This window comes from Murdochiella vaginalis, from assembly GCF_902381775.1.
GTDB classification, from domain to species: domain Bacteria; phylum Bacillota; class Clostridia; order Tissierellales; family Peptoniphilaceae; genus Murdochiella; species Murdochiella vaginalis.
Genome location: NZ_LR698969.1, coordinates 1,508,097 through 1,522,725, shown reverse-complemented (window position 1 = coordinate 1,522,725; position 14,629 = coordinate 1,508,097). Strand labels below are relative to the sequence as shown.

The window sequence follows — 14,629 nt, the reverse complement described above, 5'->3', positions numbered from 1 at the left end:
CAGGATGGAAAGGAGACTGTGGTGTTTGCCTTTGGGCGTCTCTCGGAGCCTATTCGTCATTATATTTATGAACAGGGCTGGCAGGCCCTTCGTCCGATTCAGGAAGCGGCAATTCGTGTCGCGACGGAAACGGAAGACAATTTCCTTCTCGCCGCACCGACGGCGGCTGGAAAGACGGAAGCCGCCTTTTTGCCGGCCATGTCTCTGGTGGAACCGTCCTCCTGGCAGGAGGGCGTGCGTATTCTGTTGCTTTCGCCGCTGGTTGCACTCATCAATGACCAGACCCATCGGTTATGGTCGTTATGTAAGGCGCTGGGCGTTCCGGTCACCGCCTGGCACGGCGAGGCCAATACAGCGGCGAAGAGGCGTTGTCTGGCGCATCCGGCCGGCATTGTCCTCATCACCCCGGAATCTTTGGAGGCGATGTTTGACACGCATCCGGAACGTGTTTCCTTGCTGTTTTCCAATTTAGATTGGGTGCTGGTAGATGAATGTCACAGCTTTCTCTCCGGTGCCCGCGGTGTGCAGTTGCGCTCGCTTCTGATGCGCCTCGAACGGCGAAGCGGTGCGCATCCGCGCTATATCGGCATGAGTGCGACACTCGTGGAAGGCAATTATGATGATGCCAAGCGCTTTTTTCCGCCGAGAAGAGACACCCGCTTAGTTTTGGATCGCACGAAACGCACCATCGAAAGCTCGATTCATCTTTTTCCAGCGGAAAGGGAGGCCGAGGAGGATAGCTCGGCACAATCGGCTCTCTACGACGCTCTTTTTGCCCATCTGAAAACGGAAAACCTGTTGATTTTTCCCAACTCCCGTCGCCGGGTGGAGGAAATTGCGCATGCTCTGCAGGAGCGCGTCGCACACGAGCAACTCTTTGTGCGCGTCATGGCGCATCATGCCTCCATGGAAAAAGCATTGCGTGAGGAAGCGGAGCAATGGGCAAAGGGTGGATTTTCGCGCTTTGCGCTCTGCGCGACGTCTACGCTGGAACTCGGCATCGACATCGGTGCAGTAGATGCGGTTTGTCAGGTGGACGCTCCCTTTTCGGCAATCTCGTTGGCACAGCGCCTGGGTCGAAGCGGCCGCGGAGAAACGGTCGATCCGTATTCGGGAAAAAGGATTCCGGAGCCGGCCCGCGTCCTTCTCTTAACCACCGAGGATGAGGCTTTGTTGCAGGCCGTGACGGCATTGGTCATGGTGGAGGAAGGAACGCTGGAGCCTGTTGAACCCCTTGCGCATCCCTACGACGTGTTTGCGCATCAGGTGTTGGCGATGGCGTTGGAAGGATGCGGCCTTTCTCTTTCGGATTTGTACGCGCTTTCCGAATGGCCGGTGTTTTCGTTTTTGACGAAAGCCGATATCGATGCCATCTTGGACCATCTTCTTGCGGAAGATTTTCTGGAACAAAGCGAAGGAGAGGGAGAGGAAGTATTTTTGGGCCTTGCGGGCGAGCGCGTGGCCACACGGCGCGATTTTTATGCGCAATTTCAAACGCCACAGGATTTTACCGTATTAGCCGGAAAGGAACGAATTGGCTCGATCCCCCTGACGCCACAGACGATCGAAGGAGCGCATGTTCTGCTTGCCGGGCGCGTCTGGAAAATCGAAACCGTGGATGAAAAGGCACGCAAAATTTTTGTGGTGTCGGCGAAAAAAGGGCGCGCGCCTCTGTTTTCCGGCAGTGCCTATGATGTCTCTTCTTTGCTGCGGCAACGGATGCTTAACGTGCTCTATCATCCGCCGGAAGCGGTCCGCCGCCATGCCGAGGCGATGGATGCTTTTTTGCGTTTGCGGTCTCGGTGGTCGTCCGCTCCTATGATACAATGGGACGAAAATGCGGCGTTGGAACCGGCGTTGACCCTTTTTCTGGGCACATGTGCGGAGCGCACGCTCTTTTTGCTGCTGCGTGCCCTATGTGAAATGCCACATCCCGCTATTTTTTGGGATGGCCGTCACGGACGCTTGTACGGCGAGGCGTTAAAGGGATCGGTACTGCGTCTACGCCATGCGTATTCCGAAGAAGGCGATGCACTGCTGCGCCGCATACCTGCCTATTTGCGGGAAGATTCCGCCATGCTTTCTCGGATGCTGGGCGAGGTAAAATATGCTTTTTTGTTGCCGGAGGACTATCGCATTCGCTATGTCTGCGACAATCTGTGTCTTTCGAGCTTAAACTTGATCATGAAGGAGTTGTAAATGCGTTTACATGTGGAACAATTGGAAAAGTCGTTCGGAGAAAAACACGTCCTGCGCGGAGCGAGCGGCGTCTTTGAACAAGGCACGGTTTATGCTCTTTTGGGTCGCAACGGCGCCGGCAAGACGACCTTTTTTTCGCTCATCGCCGGTGAACGTACCAAAGATGGCGGGCGCGTGATGCTGGAGGAAGAGGGCAAAATGCGGCCTCTACTTCCGGAAGATGTGTTTTTCATGGTTTCCGAGCCGACATTGCCGAATTTTCTTACCGGCCGCGAGATGGTGCAGTTTTTTGTAGAGGCCAATCAGGAAAAAATCGGCCACGCGATCGATGTGGATGACTATTTTTCGCAGATTGATTTTGCAGAAGATGACCGCGACCGCTTGATTCAAAGCTATTCCACGGGCATGAAGAACAAAATCCAGATGCTCATGTTCATGATTTTGCGTCCCCAAGTGATTCTCATGGATGAACCGTTAACGTCCCTGGACGTGGTGGTGCAGCACGAGATGAAGGAATGGATTCGCCGTATTCGTGGCGAGCATATTATCCTTTTTTCCACCCATATTCTGCAGCTGGCCAAGGATCTTTGCGATAAAGTGGTGCTTTTGAAAAACGGATCACTGCTGGCCGTGGACGAGGATTTGCAGGATGCGGACATGGAAAATCGTGTCATCCATCTGTTGACGGAAGAGGGAACCTATGAACAGTAAGCGTCTCTGGAAGGACATGCTTCTCGTCACCATGATCAGCTGGTACAGCTTCCTCAACGGTTTGGTGTTGATGGTGCGTCGGTTGCCGCTCATCGGGTCATTTTTGGGCGAACACTATCGTTTTGCCCTATTCAAGAAGGTCAGTCGGGCACTCAGCCCGCTGGTGATGGTGATTGTGGAGCTGTTGAAAACAGCGGTCGTCTCCGCTCTATGTTTAGCGGTTTCCACGTTCTTTCTCTCGTCGCTACGAGGCTGGATTTTTGGACCTCCTCCGTATGCTTCGGACTTGTCACCGGCTGCCTATTTGGCGGAAACCGGAGGATTTGTCGTGGTTTACCTGCTCACGAGTTGGGGAACGTCTCGTGTGGTTTCCGAAGGCGATACCCTTTATGGCTGGCAACGTTACTTCCATCTCGATATGCACCGCAGCGTGGTGCTGCTGAGCATTGTTGAGCCGCTAAAGCATTTTCTTTCCCGCTGTGTTATTTGGAGCGTGCTGTTTTCCTTGCTTTTGCCGGCCTGGTCGATTTTGGATGCCATCGGATGGAGCCTTGCCGTCCTTGTTCTGGAGTGGGCCTTTGCGAAGCACAACTATGAGAAAAAGCTCAGAATTCATAAGACGGAAAGTGCGGGGCGGCAGCTGGCCTCTGTGGCTCTTCGACTGTTATTAACCGCTCTGGTCGTCGCAATGCTTTGTAAATGGAATGTCATGCCGTCCTTTTTCGGTTGGGTGATCAGTGCCGCATTGGCTTATCCCTCGCTTCTTTCCGTGCGCTATTTTCTACAAGAAACGGATTTTGCTCGTCTGATGGAAGTCAGCGGCGATATGCATTATTCTCTTGCCGACCTTCGCGAGGCGAATGGAAATGATGTACGCATAAAAGACGAAGACCTGAAAAATAGCGATGCGCCGGATGCGTCTGTCGCGTCGGCTGCGTCCGAAACGCCAGCGACGTCGGCCACGTCAGACACGTCCGCTACGTCGGGTACGTCCGCTATTCCGGCTGCGTCTGTTACGCCGAGTGCACCGGTCACATCAGCGGCATCTACCACGCCTTCAGCGCCCGCTGCATCTGTCCAGGGAAAAACCGGCTATGCCTACCTCAATGCCATGTTTTTTGCGCGTCATAAACGCATTATTGAACGCCCGATCTGGATTCGTACAGGAATCGGCTTGGTCTTTGGCTTGGTTTTAACTTGCATCAGCATGTTTTTTGCCGGGAAAGTTCAGCTCGGGGAGTCCCCGGCCTTTCTGGTGTACTACTTGCCGACATTCATGTATCTTCTCTGTTCCTATTCCCGACTAACCAAGGCGATGTATGTTAATTGCGATCAGAGCCTTTTGCATTACAGCTTTTATAAAGAGAAGAAGGCCTTGTTGGAGATGTTTCGTCTGCGCATGATAAGTCTCTGGAAGCTGATGGCTCTACCGACGTTGTTGGTGCTAGTCCTGGTTTTCGTTAATGGGCTGATTCTGAAATTTTCCACCAAGCTGCTTATTGCTGCGCTTTTGTTAACGCTGGCAAATGGTGGATTTTTCACTATTTATCCGTTGTTTATTTACTACGTATTTCAGCCCTATGATTCGGCCGGAACGATCACCTCTTTTGCGCCTTCTTTTTTGAATGCGCTCGTGTACATGTTCTGCTTTTTCGGCGCTCCTCGCCTGGATGACGCGTTTTCGCCCATGACCTTCTCGCTTCTCTCTATCGGCTTTTTTGCACTCTTTTTGCCCTTCGCTCTCTTCCTGATCCGCACACGCGGACCGAAGGTGATGCGCAAAGAATAGACGAACGGTCTTGCGCCATTCCAAGCACTTCGAGGAATGCTACGGTCTGCGCGACGGAAGGCGGAGCCGCCTTCGGCGGCGGTTGACAAACGCCGGCCGCAGGCCGGCTCCTTATGGGTGCCCGCGGGCAGATTACGGGCCATTTTGTCGCCTCTCGGTTTTGACCCGTAATTTTGGCGATGACTTTACGGGTTATTTCGTCATTTCGTGATTTTGACCCGTAATCTTGGCGATGGCTTTACGGGTCATTTCCCCATTTCGCCATTTTGACCCGTAATTTTCCCCATAGGCTTACGGGTCATTTCCCCACTTCGCCATTTTGACCCGTAATTTTCCCCAAGGGCTTACGGGTCATTTCCCCACTTCGCGATTTTGACCCGTAATCTTCGCGATCCCTTTACGGGTCATTTCCCCGTTTCGCCATTTTGACCCGTAATTTTCCCCATAGGCTTACGGGTCATTTCCCCATTTTGATATGTCCCCCAAAAAGTAGAGCGTTACAGAACAAAAAGATACAATGAAGAAAGGCGTAAGGAGGAGGACATGGCACAACGAAGATACACAAAATCTTTTCGAAAACGAGTCGTGGAAGAGGCGCTAAAGCCGGAATTGGAAGGCAAAGAATTTCTTGTTGCGGAAAAATACCATATTCGAACATCGACGCTTTTACGCGGGAAAGACGTATATCACAAATATGGGGAAATGGGCTTAGCGAATAACATCCAACAATTTTGTCAACGCGAGAGTACGTTCACCCGTGCGCAACAGGAGAGGGAAGCCGCAAAAGACAAAGAAATCGCGGAATTAAAAGAGGAGATTACCATCTTAAAAAAAGCCGCGGTCTTTAAAAAAGCCGCGGTCTTTCTAGCCAAGATGCCCCGAGACTAAAGTTTGCATTGCAGACTTTGTTTTTCAAGTGACTGCGTATCACATATCATCCCGTCGCGAAAAAAACTTTGACAAGGGGCAAAGGCCTTGTTATACTGTTTCAGTAACTTTAATGCGGCCCTATGGTCAAGCGGTTAAGACATCGCCCTTTCACGGCGGTATCCCCGGTTCGAATCCGGGTAGGGTCAATCAATGGGCGCTTAGCTCAGTTGGGAGAGCATCTGCCTTACAAGCAGGGGGTCACAGGTTCGAGCCCTGTAGCGCCCATTCGTCCATTTCTGGCCCGGTAGTTCAGATGGTTAGAATGCCAGCCTGTCACGCTGGAGGTCGTGGGTTCGAAGCCCATCCGGGTCGTTATCCTTTGCGCAAGTAAGGGAATGCTGGTGTAGCTCAATCGGTAGAGCAACTGACTTGTAATCAGTAGGTTGAGGGTTCAAGTCCTTTCACCAGCTTTTGATGACGCGAGCACGGAGACGATCCGGTTCGTCACCAAAAGACGATGGGCATAGGGATGGGCCGAGATCCGGCAGGACCTGGTTATGCGCCCATAGCTCAGTTGGATAGAGCAACGGCCTTCTAAGCCGTGTGTCCGAGGTTCGAATCCTCGTGGGCGCGTTAGTGGGGTATAGCCAAGCGGTAAGGCACCAGACTTTGACTCTGGCATTTCGTAGGTTCGAATCCTGCTACCCCAGTTGACAAGTGAATGTGTTGCATGATGGGGTATAGCCAAGTCGGTAAGGCACTAGACTCTGACTCTAGCATTTCGCAGGTTCGAGTCCTGCTACCCCAGTACGATCCATTAGCTCAGCAGGTAGAGCACCTGACTTTTAATCAGGGTGTCCGGGGTTCGAATCCCCGATGGGTCAGCTTTGGAGAGATACCGAAGTGGTCATAACGGGGCGGTCTTGAAAACCGTTAGGGCGCAAGCTCACGGGGGTTCGAATCCCTCTCTCTCCGCCATTCGGAGAAGTACCCAAGTGGCTCAAGGGGCTCCCCTGCTAAGGGAGTAGACCGTGATGAACGGTGCGAGGGTTCGAATCCCTCCTTCTCCGATGTTCGGGCCATTAGCTCAGTTGGTTAGAGCAGCCGGCTCATAACCGGTTTGTCCCGGGTTCGAGTCCCTGATGGCCCAAATGTTGACCACTTCGCCCCTTTAGGGGCGTCTCCTTCGCTATCCAATAGGGTGGTAGCGAACAGCAACTTAATATATACTATCTTTCGTATCGAAAGGTACATATGCCCAGATAGCTCAGTCGGTAGAGCAAAGGACTGAAAATCCTTGTGTCGCTGGTTCAATTCCTGCTCTGGGCATAGGGGGCTCCGCTTCGGCGGAGCTTTTTTCGTGCGACGATAGCTCAGCAGTCGGCCGCAAGCCGTTCAGGCTTCGCAGGCTCGCCTTCACGGGCGGCCTTTGCATCAGACCTACATCGGCTCTGTCTGCTGCGCAGCCAATCGCCGTGTTAGGTCTGGAACTCGGTAGAGCAAAGGACTGAAAATCCTTGTGTCGCTGGTTCAATTCCTGCTCTGGGCACTGTCAAAGGTCCGGCTTCGTCCGGGCCTTTTTCGTTGTATGGCGGGAAGCATTGAGCAAGCTGCTTTTCGAGCATGCGAATTTCGCGCCGGCATCCGTCGGCTTTTTTATTGTAAAAAGAGGCAGGAAGCGCCATGTCAGGGTATGATAGAACCAAACGAAGTAGGAAGCATCAGGAGGAACTATGATACTGCTCATTGCATGTGATCGGCACTATGCTATCGGCTATCAAGGCGATATGCTGTTTCATATTCCGGCGGATCTGCGCCATTTTAAGGAGACCACCACGGGAAATATTGTTGTGATGGGAAGAAAGACGCTCGAGTCTTTGCCCGGCGGGAGGCCGTTGCCGGGACGGCTGAATATCGTGTTGACGCGCGGAGAACGACAAGAAAGTGACGAACTGCGTGTCGTGCATAGCCCGGAAGAACTCAAAAAGCTGCTTCGTAAGGTGAACGGGGACGGGTCGCGGAAGGTGTTTCACATTGGCGGGGGCGGCCTCGTGAAAACGCTGTGGACGGAGATCGACGAAGTGATCTTGACACAATTGGATGAAGAATACGCGAAGGCGGATACCTGGATTCCAAATCTGAATGAAAGCCCGGAATTTCAGTTTGTGAGTGTGCTGGGCGAGGGTGAATACAACGGAAAGCGTTGGGTAATTCGCCATTTCCAACGGGTGAAGGGAAAGGACGGTGTGCATGATGAAGGATAAAAATGCAATGCCGGTTACGGAAAAAAAGAAAGAAAAGTTTACCGCTCGCGCACTGTTTCAGATGTTTGGCCCGTTTCGGGAAACGATGCAGAAGGACGGATGGCGATTGTTTAAGGTATTGCTTGCAGCATTTCTCTGCGCTTTCAGCGTCAATGTGTTTCTGCACCCTTCCGGCATGCTTCCGGGCGGATTTGGCGGCGTTTCTCTGCTGTTGCAGAATATTTTTCAGTCCTTTCTCGGTTGGCATGTCTCCTTTTCGGTGCTTAATATCGCGCTGAATATCTTGCCGGCAATATTGGCCTTTTTTATCGTCGGAAGGAAGTTTTTTGCATTTTCCATCGTCTACATTATTGCATTCTCGCTTTTTGTAGACCTTTTGCCGAAATTTGCTTTTACGACTGATCCGGTACTGAACGTCATCTTCGGCGCGGTGTTCAACGGTGTTTCCGCCGCGGTGGCTTTAAATGCCAATGCGAGCGGAGGCGGCACGGACTTCATCGCGATGATCGCTTCCACAAAATACAATATTGCCACCTGGAACTACATTTTTGTATTCAACGTTGTGGTGCTTCTCATTTCCGGAACGCTCTTCGGTGCAGAAGCGGCCATGTATTCCATGGTCTTCCAGCTTGGCTCTACCATATTGGTCAATCGCCTGCATGCCCGCTACCAGCGAAAAACGCTCTTCATTATTGTCAATGAATGCGAGCCGATCGCAACGGATTTGCAGCGCCTGACGAATCACGGCGTGACGATTTTTGAGGGTGTCGGCAATTTCAGCCAGGAACCGCGTTATTTGATTTACATCGTCGTCAGCAAGACGGATATGCCGGCTATTAAGCGTTACCTGAAGGAAGCGGAACAAACGGTGTTCATGAATATCTTCGATTCGGAAGAGCTGGAAGGGCGTTTCTATATCGAACCATTAGATTAACCTCGATTGTCGAGTCAAGAATACAGCAAGGGAGAAAACATGACGAAGTATATCGTAAGCGGAAGTTCCACGGCGGATCTTTCCAAAGCGCATTTCGATGCGATGGACGTAAAGTATATCTGCTACCACTATCAAATGGACGGCGTGACCTATGTCGATGACCTGGGGGAAAGCATCTCGTATTCCGATTTTTATCAGCGCATGGCGGATGGCACCGAAACGAAGACGTCGCAAATCAACGTGGAAGAATTTGTCGCCTACTTTCGACCTTTCCTGGCACAGGGCTTGGATGTGCTTCATGTCTGCCTTTCATCCGGCATTACCGGTGTCTTGAATTCGGCGAATCTGGCAAAAGAAATTTTGCTAAACGAATTTCCGGAACGAAAATTGTACATTGTGGATTCGTTAGGCGCTTCCTCGGGCTATGGCTTACTGCTGGATACCATGGCGCACCTTCGGGATCAAGGAATGTCCATCGATGAGCTGTACCATTGGACGGAAGAGAACAAGTTGCGCGTGCATCACTGGTTTTTTTCCATGGATCTTTCGTTTTATATTAAGGGAGGAAGAATTTCCAAGGCTGCCGGTACCATCGGGCAGATGCTGAACATTTGTCCGTTGTTGAACATGGATTCCTGCGGTCGCTTAACGGTGCGTGAAAAAATTCGCACCAAGCGAAAAGTGTTTAAAACCGTTGTCGACAAAATGGAACAGTTTGCGGATGACGGAAAGGACTATGCAGAAAAGTGCTATTTATCGCATTCGGCCTGTTTAGAAGATGCCCAGGAGGTCGCGCGACAGATTGAAGCGCGTTTTCCGCACCTTCGCGGCAAGGTGGAAATCAACAGCATCGGAACGACCATCGGCAGCCATACGGGGCCCGGAACGGTAGCTGTCTTCTTTTGGGGGCAAAAACGAGAAGAATAGCCGACGACGCATCGGTGAAGCGTGCGCTTGACAAGGCAATAGGAAGTTCGTAAAATACGGGTGTTATCGCGGATGCGTTCGAAGGAGGAACCATGGATTATTTGGAAACCGTCATTGATCTTATTTCCAAGAATTTGGAAGTGCCCAGGGAAAAGCTCAATGCCGATACGGATATCATCAACGATTTGGATGCGGATTCTCTGGACTTGGTCGAGATGGTCATGAACATTGAAGACGAATTTGATATTCAGATTGATGATGACGTACTGAGTAACCTCCACACCATTGGCGATGTGGCGCGCGAACTGGAGGAATTAGACAGCAATCGGTAGCTGCCATGTTCGTCGCGTAAGGAAGAGGAAAAAGTCCATTATGCCTTGCATGCCGCTTTCCTTTTTGGTATACTGTATCGGTCAATGCAAATGAGCACTGGTTAAGAGACTCCTCTTGATCGGTAAAGGGGCATAGTTCAGTGGTAGAACGTCGGTCTCCAAAACCGAATGTCGGGGGTTCGAGTCCTCTTGCCCCTGTTATGGGCCTGTAGCTCAGGTGGTTAGAGCGCACGCCTGATAAGCGTGAGGTCGCTGGTTCAAGTCCATTCAGGCCCATAGAGATCCTACACCGTCTGGTGTAGGATTTTTCTTTGTCAGGAAGTGTAGCAGCTCAAAAACGCTACGCCTTTCCTAAGGAGAATAGATCCCGAACGAGACGATGACAGTTGGATGCAAAATATCCTTCCGAGGAAGAAAGCGTGAGAAAGGGCTTGGGAAGCGGCGGAACGGCGGCATCTTCTGCATAGGAAGGGCTTACCGCAGCCAGGCGCAAGGTATCGGAAGAGGACCTGGCTGGGGAAGAGAGCGTAGCAAGCGAAGAAACATGCGCAACCTGTCGAGGCTCGGTCGAGGCGCTCGCATCCAGGCGATGAGTGGGAACGCTACAGTACAGATCCTGCTCTACCCAGTGTAGCGATCCGAAGCTGTTTTCCGTGTGCCATTCCGGACGTGCGGGCATTTCGCTGCGGTAGTGCATGGTAACTTGATCGCCCTTTGGCTCGAGAGCCTTGAGCGAAGCACGAATGGGCACTTCCAGCTGTAACTGCTGTTGCCATTCTTGAAAAAAAGGAAGGAGCAGGGCCAGTTCGCGTACGTCTTCCTCATTGTGCAGCAGTACCGCCTCTTTTGCCTCGGGATCCTCCAAATGCTTGGAGAACGTCGCAATCTGCGCGCCGGTGTACGGATCCTGACGCATTAGCCCAGCAATGCGCGCCAATGTGCTTAGACGCAGGTTGGGAAAACGGAAAAACAGGCGGCGCGGACGAAGATAGGCAAACCAGTCCCGGGAAAGAGTCGAGGGAAAGGCAATGCCATGCACCGCAAAGCGCTCCTGCAGAAACGGCAAATCAAAGTGATCCCCGTTATAGGTGATGAGCGTTTTATCGGCCAAAAACGGACGAATGGCTTCGAGCAGCTCTCCTTCCTCGTCGCGTGAAGGGGCAAGCCATTGGCGAAATTCTTCGGCCGTCTGTAGACCCACCAGAAAAACGGCATCCGTTGCTCTGTGAAGCCCCGTCGTTTCAATATCCAGAACGGCACTTTCCGGCGCAATTTGCGGTGAAGATTCATTTTTTCGGATGACTTGCAGCATGTGTACTCCTTGCGATGGTTTTCCGGTTCTTTTTAGCGGACAGAACCGTTCCGGCTCTGCTTAACGGTTGATCTTGTATCTCCCTTCCTTCCTTGTATAGAATAAGGAAGAAGTCGCGTTCAAGGCGAATAGCGCAGCATTTTTCTGCGGTATCCGCCTTCAGTATAGTCAACGCAACCTTGCGTGGAAAGGATTGTATGATTTATTTTGATAATGCCTCCACAACGCCCGTCCTGCCGGACGTCGCAAACGTGGTGACCGATGCCTTGCATCATCAATGGGGAAATCCGTCCTCTTTGCATCGCCTTGGCTTTCAAGCGGAAAAAGCCATGAAAGAAGCACGCGGACGTATGGCCGGAATACTCAGTGCCCCGGAAAATAGCTTGCTTTTTACCTCCGGTGCAACGGAAGGCATCAATACCGTCATGCGAAGCGTCCTTATGCAGGCGCTTCAGCATAAAAGTGGTCATGTGGGACAGATGGAGAGTCCCGGAGCCGATTGTGCGAGCGATGAGACGAAAGCGAATATTGTGCTCACCGCAGTGGAACACGCAGCCGTTCACGAAACGGCGATGCTTTTTTCGTCTTTCGGCATTGCTGTGCGCGAGATTCCCGTCGATGAACAAGGGCAAATTTTCCTTTCGGACGTGGAACGCCTGGTGGATGAAGAGACGCTTCTGGTTGCCGTAATGCATGTCAACAATGAGCTGGGAACCATTTTTCCGGTGGAGGAAGTGGGAAAGATCGTCAAAAGCCAATCGCATGCCCTCTATCTGGTGGACGGCACACAGGCGCTGGGAAAACTTCCGGTTCGTCTTTCCGCCCTTTCCTGTGATGCGTATGTTGCGAGCGGCCATAAAATCCATGCGCCCAAAGGCATTGGACTGCTCTATGTTCGTCCCGGAACCACCTTGTCGCCGCTTCTTACCGGTGGCGGACAGGAAAAGAACCGGCGTTCGGGCACGGAAAATGTACCCTATATTCTCGGCTTTGCTGAGGCGCTGGCGCAGATGGAGGCGCATCGGGAAGGCACGTATGATCCGCATGTGGTTGCCATTGCAAAGCGTGCACGCGAGCGGGCAGAAGCCTTGCCGGGGGTTCACATCAACAGTCCGGAAAACGGAAGTCCCTACATTCTTAATTTTGCACTCACCGGCATCAAGTCCGAAGTGCTTCTCCATTTTATGGAACAGGAAGAGATGTATCTTTCTTCCGGATCGGCCTGCAGCAAAGGAAAGGTGAGCCGTATTCTGCAAGCAATTCATCTTCCGGAGGAATATCTTGACGGGGCCGTTCGTCTGTCGTTCGGCCGAGAAAATCGGGAAGAAGAAGTGGATCCGTTTTTTGATCGGCTGACATTTTCTGTAGAACAAATTCGCCGCATTACAGGAGGAAAGGCATGAACGAAAAAAAGCACATCGGCATGCAGTCGGTGGTTTCCGTTTCCTACGGGGAACTGGTTCTGAAGGGGAAAAATCGGGGCATGTTCGTGGCGGCAATCAAACGCCATTTGCATCGTGCCTTGCAGGATATCCACGTGGCGGAGGAATTTGAGCAATTCGGTAAATTGTTTTTTGTTGTGCGTGAAGAAGATGTGGCGGCAACGGTTTCGGCCTGTCGGCGTGTTTTCGGCTTACTTTACGTTACGCCAGGCCTGCGTGTTGCCTGTGAAGAAACTGCCATTCGTGAGGCATGCCGCGCCCTGATGACGCAAAAGCTGGCGGAAACGGATGCCGATCAAACGCCAACCTTTAAGGTGAAAGTGAAACGCAGCAACAAGACCTTTCCCATCCCGTCTCCGGACTTTGCCGCGATCGTGGGGGACTGGATGTTGACGGATTTTCCTTCTCTTCGTGTGGATGTACGCGATCCGCAGATTACATTGGCGGTGGAGATTCGGGAGGATGCTTTTGTTTCCGTCGAGCGCTATGAAGGCGTGGGCGGGCTTCCGGCCGGCTCCGGCGGTCGTGGCCTTCTTTTGTTATCGGGCGGCATCGATTCGCCCGTTGCTGGCTACGAAATAGCACGTCGCGGCTTGGCCTTGGGAGGCGTGCATTTTCATTCCTATCCATTCACGAGTGAGCGTGCGCAGGACAAGGCCAAACGTTTGAAGGCGCAACTGGAGCGATCTGTCGGGCCCATGCGCCTCTATATGATTAATCTGGTCAAGATTTATACGGCGATTGCGCAAAATTGCCGAAAAAAGAATACGACGCTCTTATCGCGACGCATGATGATGCGCATCGCCGATCGCCTCTGTGAGCGTTTCGGCTACCATGCACTGATCACCGGTGAAAGTCTGGGCCAGGTCGCTTCCCAGACCGTGCAAGGCATCCATGTCGTTAATAATGCTGCATTTCATCCCATTTTGCGTCCTCTGATTGCGACCGATAAAACGGCGATTATTGAGGTTGCCCGAGAGCTGGGCACGTACGAGCTTTCCATTGAGCCATATGACGATTGCTGCTCTCTTTTCGCACCGGAACATCCTAACACCCGTCCGGCATTGGAGCAGATTCTCGAAGACGAAGGGCACCTGGATGTGGAGGCCCTTGTGGAAGAGGCGCTGGAAACGTTGGAAATCGTGGAGTAAGGAAAGAGACGGGTGTTTCTTGCACGCACGCTCTTCTCGTCATTCCGGCATATGCAAAAGGAGACCCCTCCTATTTCAGGTTAGCAATACAATCTGAAATAGGAGGGGCGCTTTTTTGTGTTTGTTTCACCATACGTCGCAGGCTCGCTGAAACACGAAGCAAGCGGCGCGAATGCTAAGCTACTTTAACAGCTTCTTTGCAGCATCGAGAGCGGCATCGTAGTTGGGATGTTCGGTATTCTGTTTGACGTATTCCACATAGGTAATCTGATTTTTGCCGTCCAGAACAAATACCGAGCGATTGAGAAGCATGAGCTCGTCAATCAAGACACCGTAGGCTTCACCGAAGCTGCGATGCGCATAGTCGGATGCTACGATGGCATTCTCGATGCCTTTTGCGGCGCAGAAGCGCTGCTGCGCAAAGGGAAGATCCACCGAAACAGTGAGCACGACGGCTTTATCGCCCAATTTGCCGGCTTCCTCATTAAACCGGATGGTCTCCAGCTCGCATACCGAGGTATCCACCGAAGGAACTGCGACAAGAATCTTGACCTTGTCACCAAGATCCGCCAAATGCAGGGGACTTAAATCCTGCTTGACGAGCGTAAAATCGGGAGCGGCATCTCCCGGCACCAATTCTTTGCCGTGTAATGTCAGGGCCATATCGCCCATTTTGTAACCTGTTCTTGTCATATTTC

General features: G+C 52.0%; 12 protein-coding genes and 14 tRNA genes. 24 read left to right on the top strand and 2 right to left on the bottom strand.

All coding sequences use genetic code 11. The features are described 5' to 3' along the window. Positions 1-21: 21 nt before the first annotated feature. From FXY30_RS06850 to FXY30_RS06745, 22 genes are all read left to right on the top strand, one after another. On the top strand, positions 22-2,199 hold the full coding sequence (locus tag FXY30_RS06850) for a DEAD/DEAH box helicase (RefSeq protein WP_071705895.1): 2,178 nt from the start codon (positions 22-24) through the stop codon (positions 2,197-2,199). Beyond that, positions 2,200-2,910, top strand: a complete 711-nt coding sequence (locus tag FXY30_RS06845; RefSeq protein ID WP_071705894.1) for an ABC transporter ATP-binding protein — start codon at positions 2,200-2,202, stop codon at positions 2,908-2,910. Next, positions 2,900-4,699, top strand: a complete 1,800-nt coding sequence (locus FXY30_RS06840; protein WP_071705893.1) for a hypothetical protein — start codon at positions 2,900-2,902, stop codon at positions 4,697-4,699. Before FXY30_RS06845 ends, FXY30_RS06840 begins: the two co-directional genes overlap by 11 nt. A 543-nt stretch (positions 4,700-5,242) precedes the next feature. Then, positions 5,243-5,587, top strand: coding sequence for a hypothetical protein (locus tag FXY30_RS06835; RefSeq protein WP_071705892.1), 345 nt, complete (start codon positions 5,243-5,245; stop codon positions 5,585-5,587). Between the two features lie 116 nt (positions 5,588-5,703). After that, positions 5,704-5,775 (top strand) — tRNA-Glu (locus tag FXY30_RS06830). A gap of 6 nt (positions 5,776-5,781) precedes the next feature. Further along, positions 5,782-5,854: transfer RNA gene (locus FXY30_RS06825), tRNA-Val, on the top strand. A gap of 13 nt (positions 5,855-5,867) precedes the next feature. Then, positions 5,868-5,941, top strand: a tRNA-Asp gene (locus FXY30_RS06820). A gap of 25 nt (positions 5,942-5,966) precedes the next feature. After that, positions 5,967-6,039: transfer RNA gene (locus tag FXY30_RS06815), tRNA-Thr, on the top strand. Between the two features lie 89 nt (positions 6,040-6,128). Further along, a tRNA-Arg gene (locus FXY30_RS06810) sits at positions 6,129-6,202 on the top strand. A gap of 4 nt (positions 6,203-6,206) precedes the next feature. Then, positions 6,207-6,279: transfer RNA gene (locus tag FXY30_RS06805), tRNA-Gln, on the top strand. A gap of 24 nt (positions 6,280-6,303) precedes the next feature. After that, positions 6,304-6,377: transfer RNA gene (locus FXY30_RS06800), tRNA-Gln, on the top strand. Between the two features lie 3 nt (positions 6,378-6,380). Continuing rightward, a tRNA-Lys gene (locus tag FXY30_RS06795) sits at positions 6,381-6,453 on the top strand. Positions 6,454-6,458: 5 nt separating this feature from the next. Then, positions 6,459-6,547, top strand: a tRNA-Ser gene (locus FXY30_RS06790). Positions 6,548-6,550: 3 nt separating this feature from the next. Further along, positions 6,551-6,639: transfer RNA gene (locus FXY30_RS06785), tRNA-Ser, on the top strand. Positions 6,640-6,645: 6 nt separating this feature from the next. Further along, positions 6,646-6,719, top strand: a tRNA-Ile gene (locus tag FXY30_RS06780). A gap of 106 nt (positions 6,720-6,825) precedes the next feature. Beyond that, a tRNA-Phe gene (locus FXY30_RS06775) sits at positions 6,826-6,898 on the top strand. Positions 6,899-7,302: 404 nt separating this feature from the next. Continuing rightward, the gene (locus FXY30_RS06770) at positions 7,303-7,833 is read left to right on the top strand and encodes a dihydrofolate reductase (RefSeq protein WP_071705891.1); all 531 of its coding nucleotides are present in this window, start codon (positions 7,303-7,305) and stop codon (positions 7,831-7,833) included. Then, on the top strand, positions 7,820-8,767 hold the full coding sequence (locus FXY30_RS06765) for a YitT family protein (protein WP_083428273.1): 948 nt from the start codon (positions 7,820-7,822) through the stop codon (positions 8,765-8,767). The genes FXY30_RS06770 and FXY30_RS06765 overlap by 14 nt, the downstream gene beginning before the upstream one ends. Positions 8,768-8,806: 39 nt before the next feature. Next, positions 8,807-9,694, top strand: a complete 888-nt coding sequence (locus FXY30_RS06760) for a DegV family protein (protein WP_071705890.1) — start codon at positions 8,807-8,809, stop codon at positions 9,692-9,694. A 92-nt stretch (positions 9,695-9,786) separates the two neighbouring features. Continuing rightward, a complete protein-coding gene (locus FXY30_RS06755; RefSeq protein ID WP_071705889.1) occupies positions 9,787-10,026 on the top strand; it encodes an acyl carrier protein in 240 nt (79 codons plus the stop codon). 126 nt (positions 10,027-10,152) lie between these two features. Beyond that, positions 10,153-10,224: transfer RNA gene (locus tag FXY30_RS06750), tRNA-Trp, on the top strand. Between the two features lie 4 nt (positions 10,225-10,228). Then, a tRNA-Ile gene (locus FXY30_RS06745) sits at positions 10,229-10,302 on the top strand. 64 nt (positions 10,303-10,366) lie between these two features. Here FXY30_RS06745 and FXY30_RS06740 read toward each other — a convergent pair. Continuing rightward, positions 10,367-11,338: a ribonuclease H-like domain-containing protein gene (locus FXY30_RS06740; RefSeq protein WP_071705888.1), complete on the bottom strand. Its 972-nt coding sequence runs from the start codon at positions 11,336-11,338 to the stop codon at positions 10,367-10,369. Positions 11,339-11,535: 197 nt separating this feature from the next. On the opposite strand from FXY30_RS06740, the gene FXY30_RS06735 reads away from it, so the two are divergent. Next, positions 11,536-12,741: a cysteine desulfurase family protein gene (locus FXY30_RS06735; protein WP_071705887.1), complete on the top strand. Its 1,206-nt coding sequence runs from the start codon at positions 11,536-11,538 to the stop codon at positions 12,739-12,741. Continuing rightward, positions 12,738-13,931, top strand: coding sequence for a tRNA uracil 4-sulfurtransferase ThiI (gene thiI, locus FXY30_RS06730; RefSeq protein WP_083428272.1), 1,194 nt, complete (start codon positions 12,738-12,740; stop codon positions 13,929-13,931). The genes FXY30_RS06735 and thiI overlap by 4 nt, the downstream gene beginning before the upstream one ends. A gap of 180 nt (positions 13,932-14,111) precedes the next feature. Here the strand turns inward: thiI and tpx are convergent, their stop codons facing one another. Next, positions 14,112-14,624 (bottom strand): thiol peroxidase, encoded by a 513-nt coding sequence (gene tpx / locus FXY30_RS06725; protein ID WP_071705886.1) that lies wholly within the window; start codon positions 14,622-14,624, stop codon positions 14,112-14,114. Between the last annotated feature and the right edge of the window lie 5 nt (positions 14,625-14,629).

Coding starts and splice junctions, on each gene's coding strand:
- FXY30_RS06845 (WP_071705894.1), top strand. CDS start 2,200: ATGCGTTTACATGTGGAACAATTGGAAAAGTCGTTCGGAGAAAAACAC.
- FXY30_RS06840 (WP_071705893.1), top strand. CDS start 2,900: ATGAACAGTAAGCGTCTCTGGAAGGACATGCTTCTCGTCACCATGATC.
- FXY30_RS06835 (WP_071705892.1), top strand. CDS start 5,243: ATGGCACAACGAAGATACACAAAATCTTTTCGAAAACGAGTCGTGGAA.
- FXY30_RS06770 (WP_071705891.1), top strand. CDS start 7,303: ATGATACTGCTCATTGCATGTGATCGGCACTATGCTATCGGCTATCAA.
- FXY30_RS06765 (WP_083428273.1), top strand. CDS start 7,820: ATGATGAAGGATAAAAATGCAATGCCGGTTACGGAAAAAAAGAAAGAA.
- FXY30_RS06760 (WP_071705890.1), top strand. CDS start 8,807: ATGACGAAGTATATCGTAAGCGGAAGTTCCACGGCGGATCTTTCCAAA.
- FXY30_RS06755 (WP_071705889.1), top strand. CDS start 9,787: ATGGATTATTTGGAAACCGTCATTGATCTTATTTCCAAGAATTTGGAA.
- FXY30_RS06740 (WP_071705888.1), bottom strand. CDS start 11,338: ATGCTGCAAGTCATCCGAAAAAATGAATCTTCACCGCAAATTGCGCCG.
- FXY30_RS06735 (WP_071705887.1), top strand. CDS start 11,536: ATGATTTATTTTGATAATGCCTCCACAACGCCCGTCCTGCCGGACGTC.
- thiI (WP_083428272.1), top strand. CDS start 12,738: ATGAACGAAAAAAAGCACATCGGCATGCAGTCGGTGGTTTCCGTTTCC.
- tpx (WP_071705886.1), bottom strand. CDS start 14,624: ATGACAAGAACAGGTTACAAAATGGGCGATATGGCCCTGACATTACAC.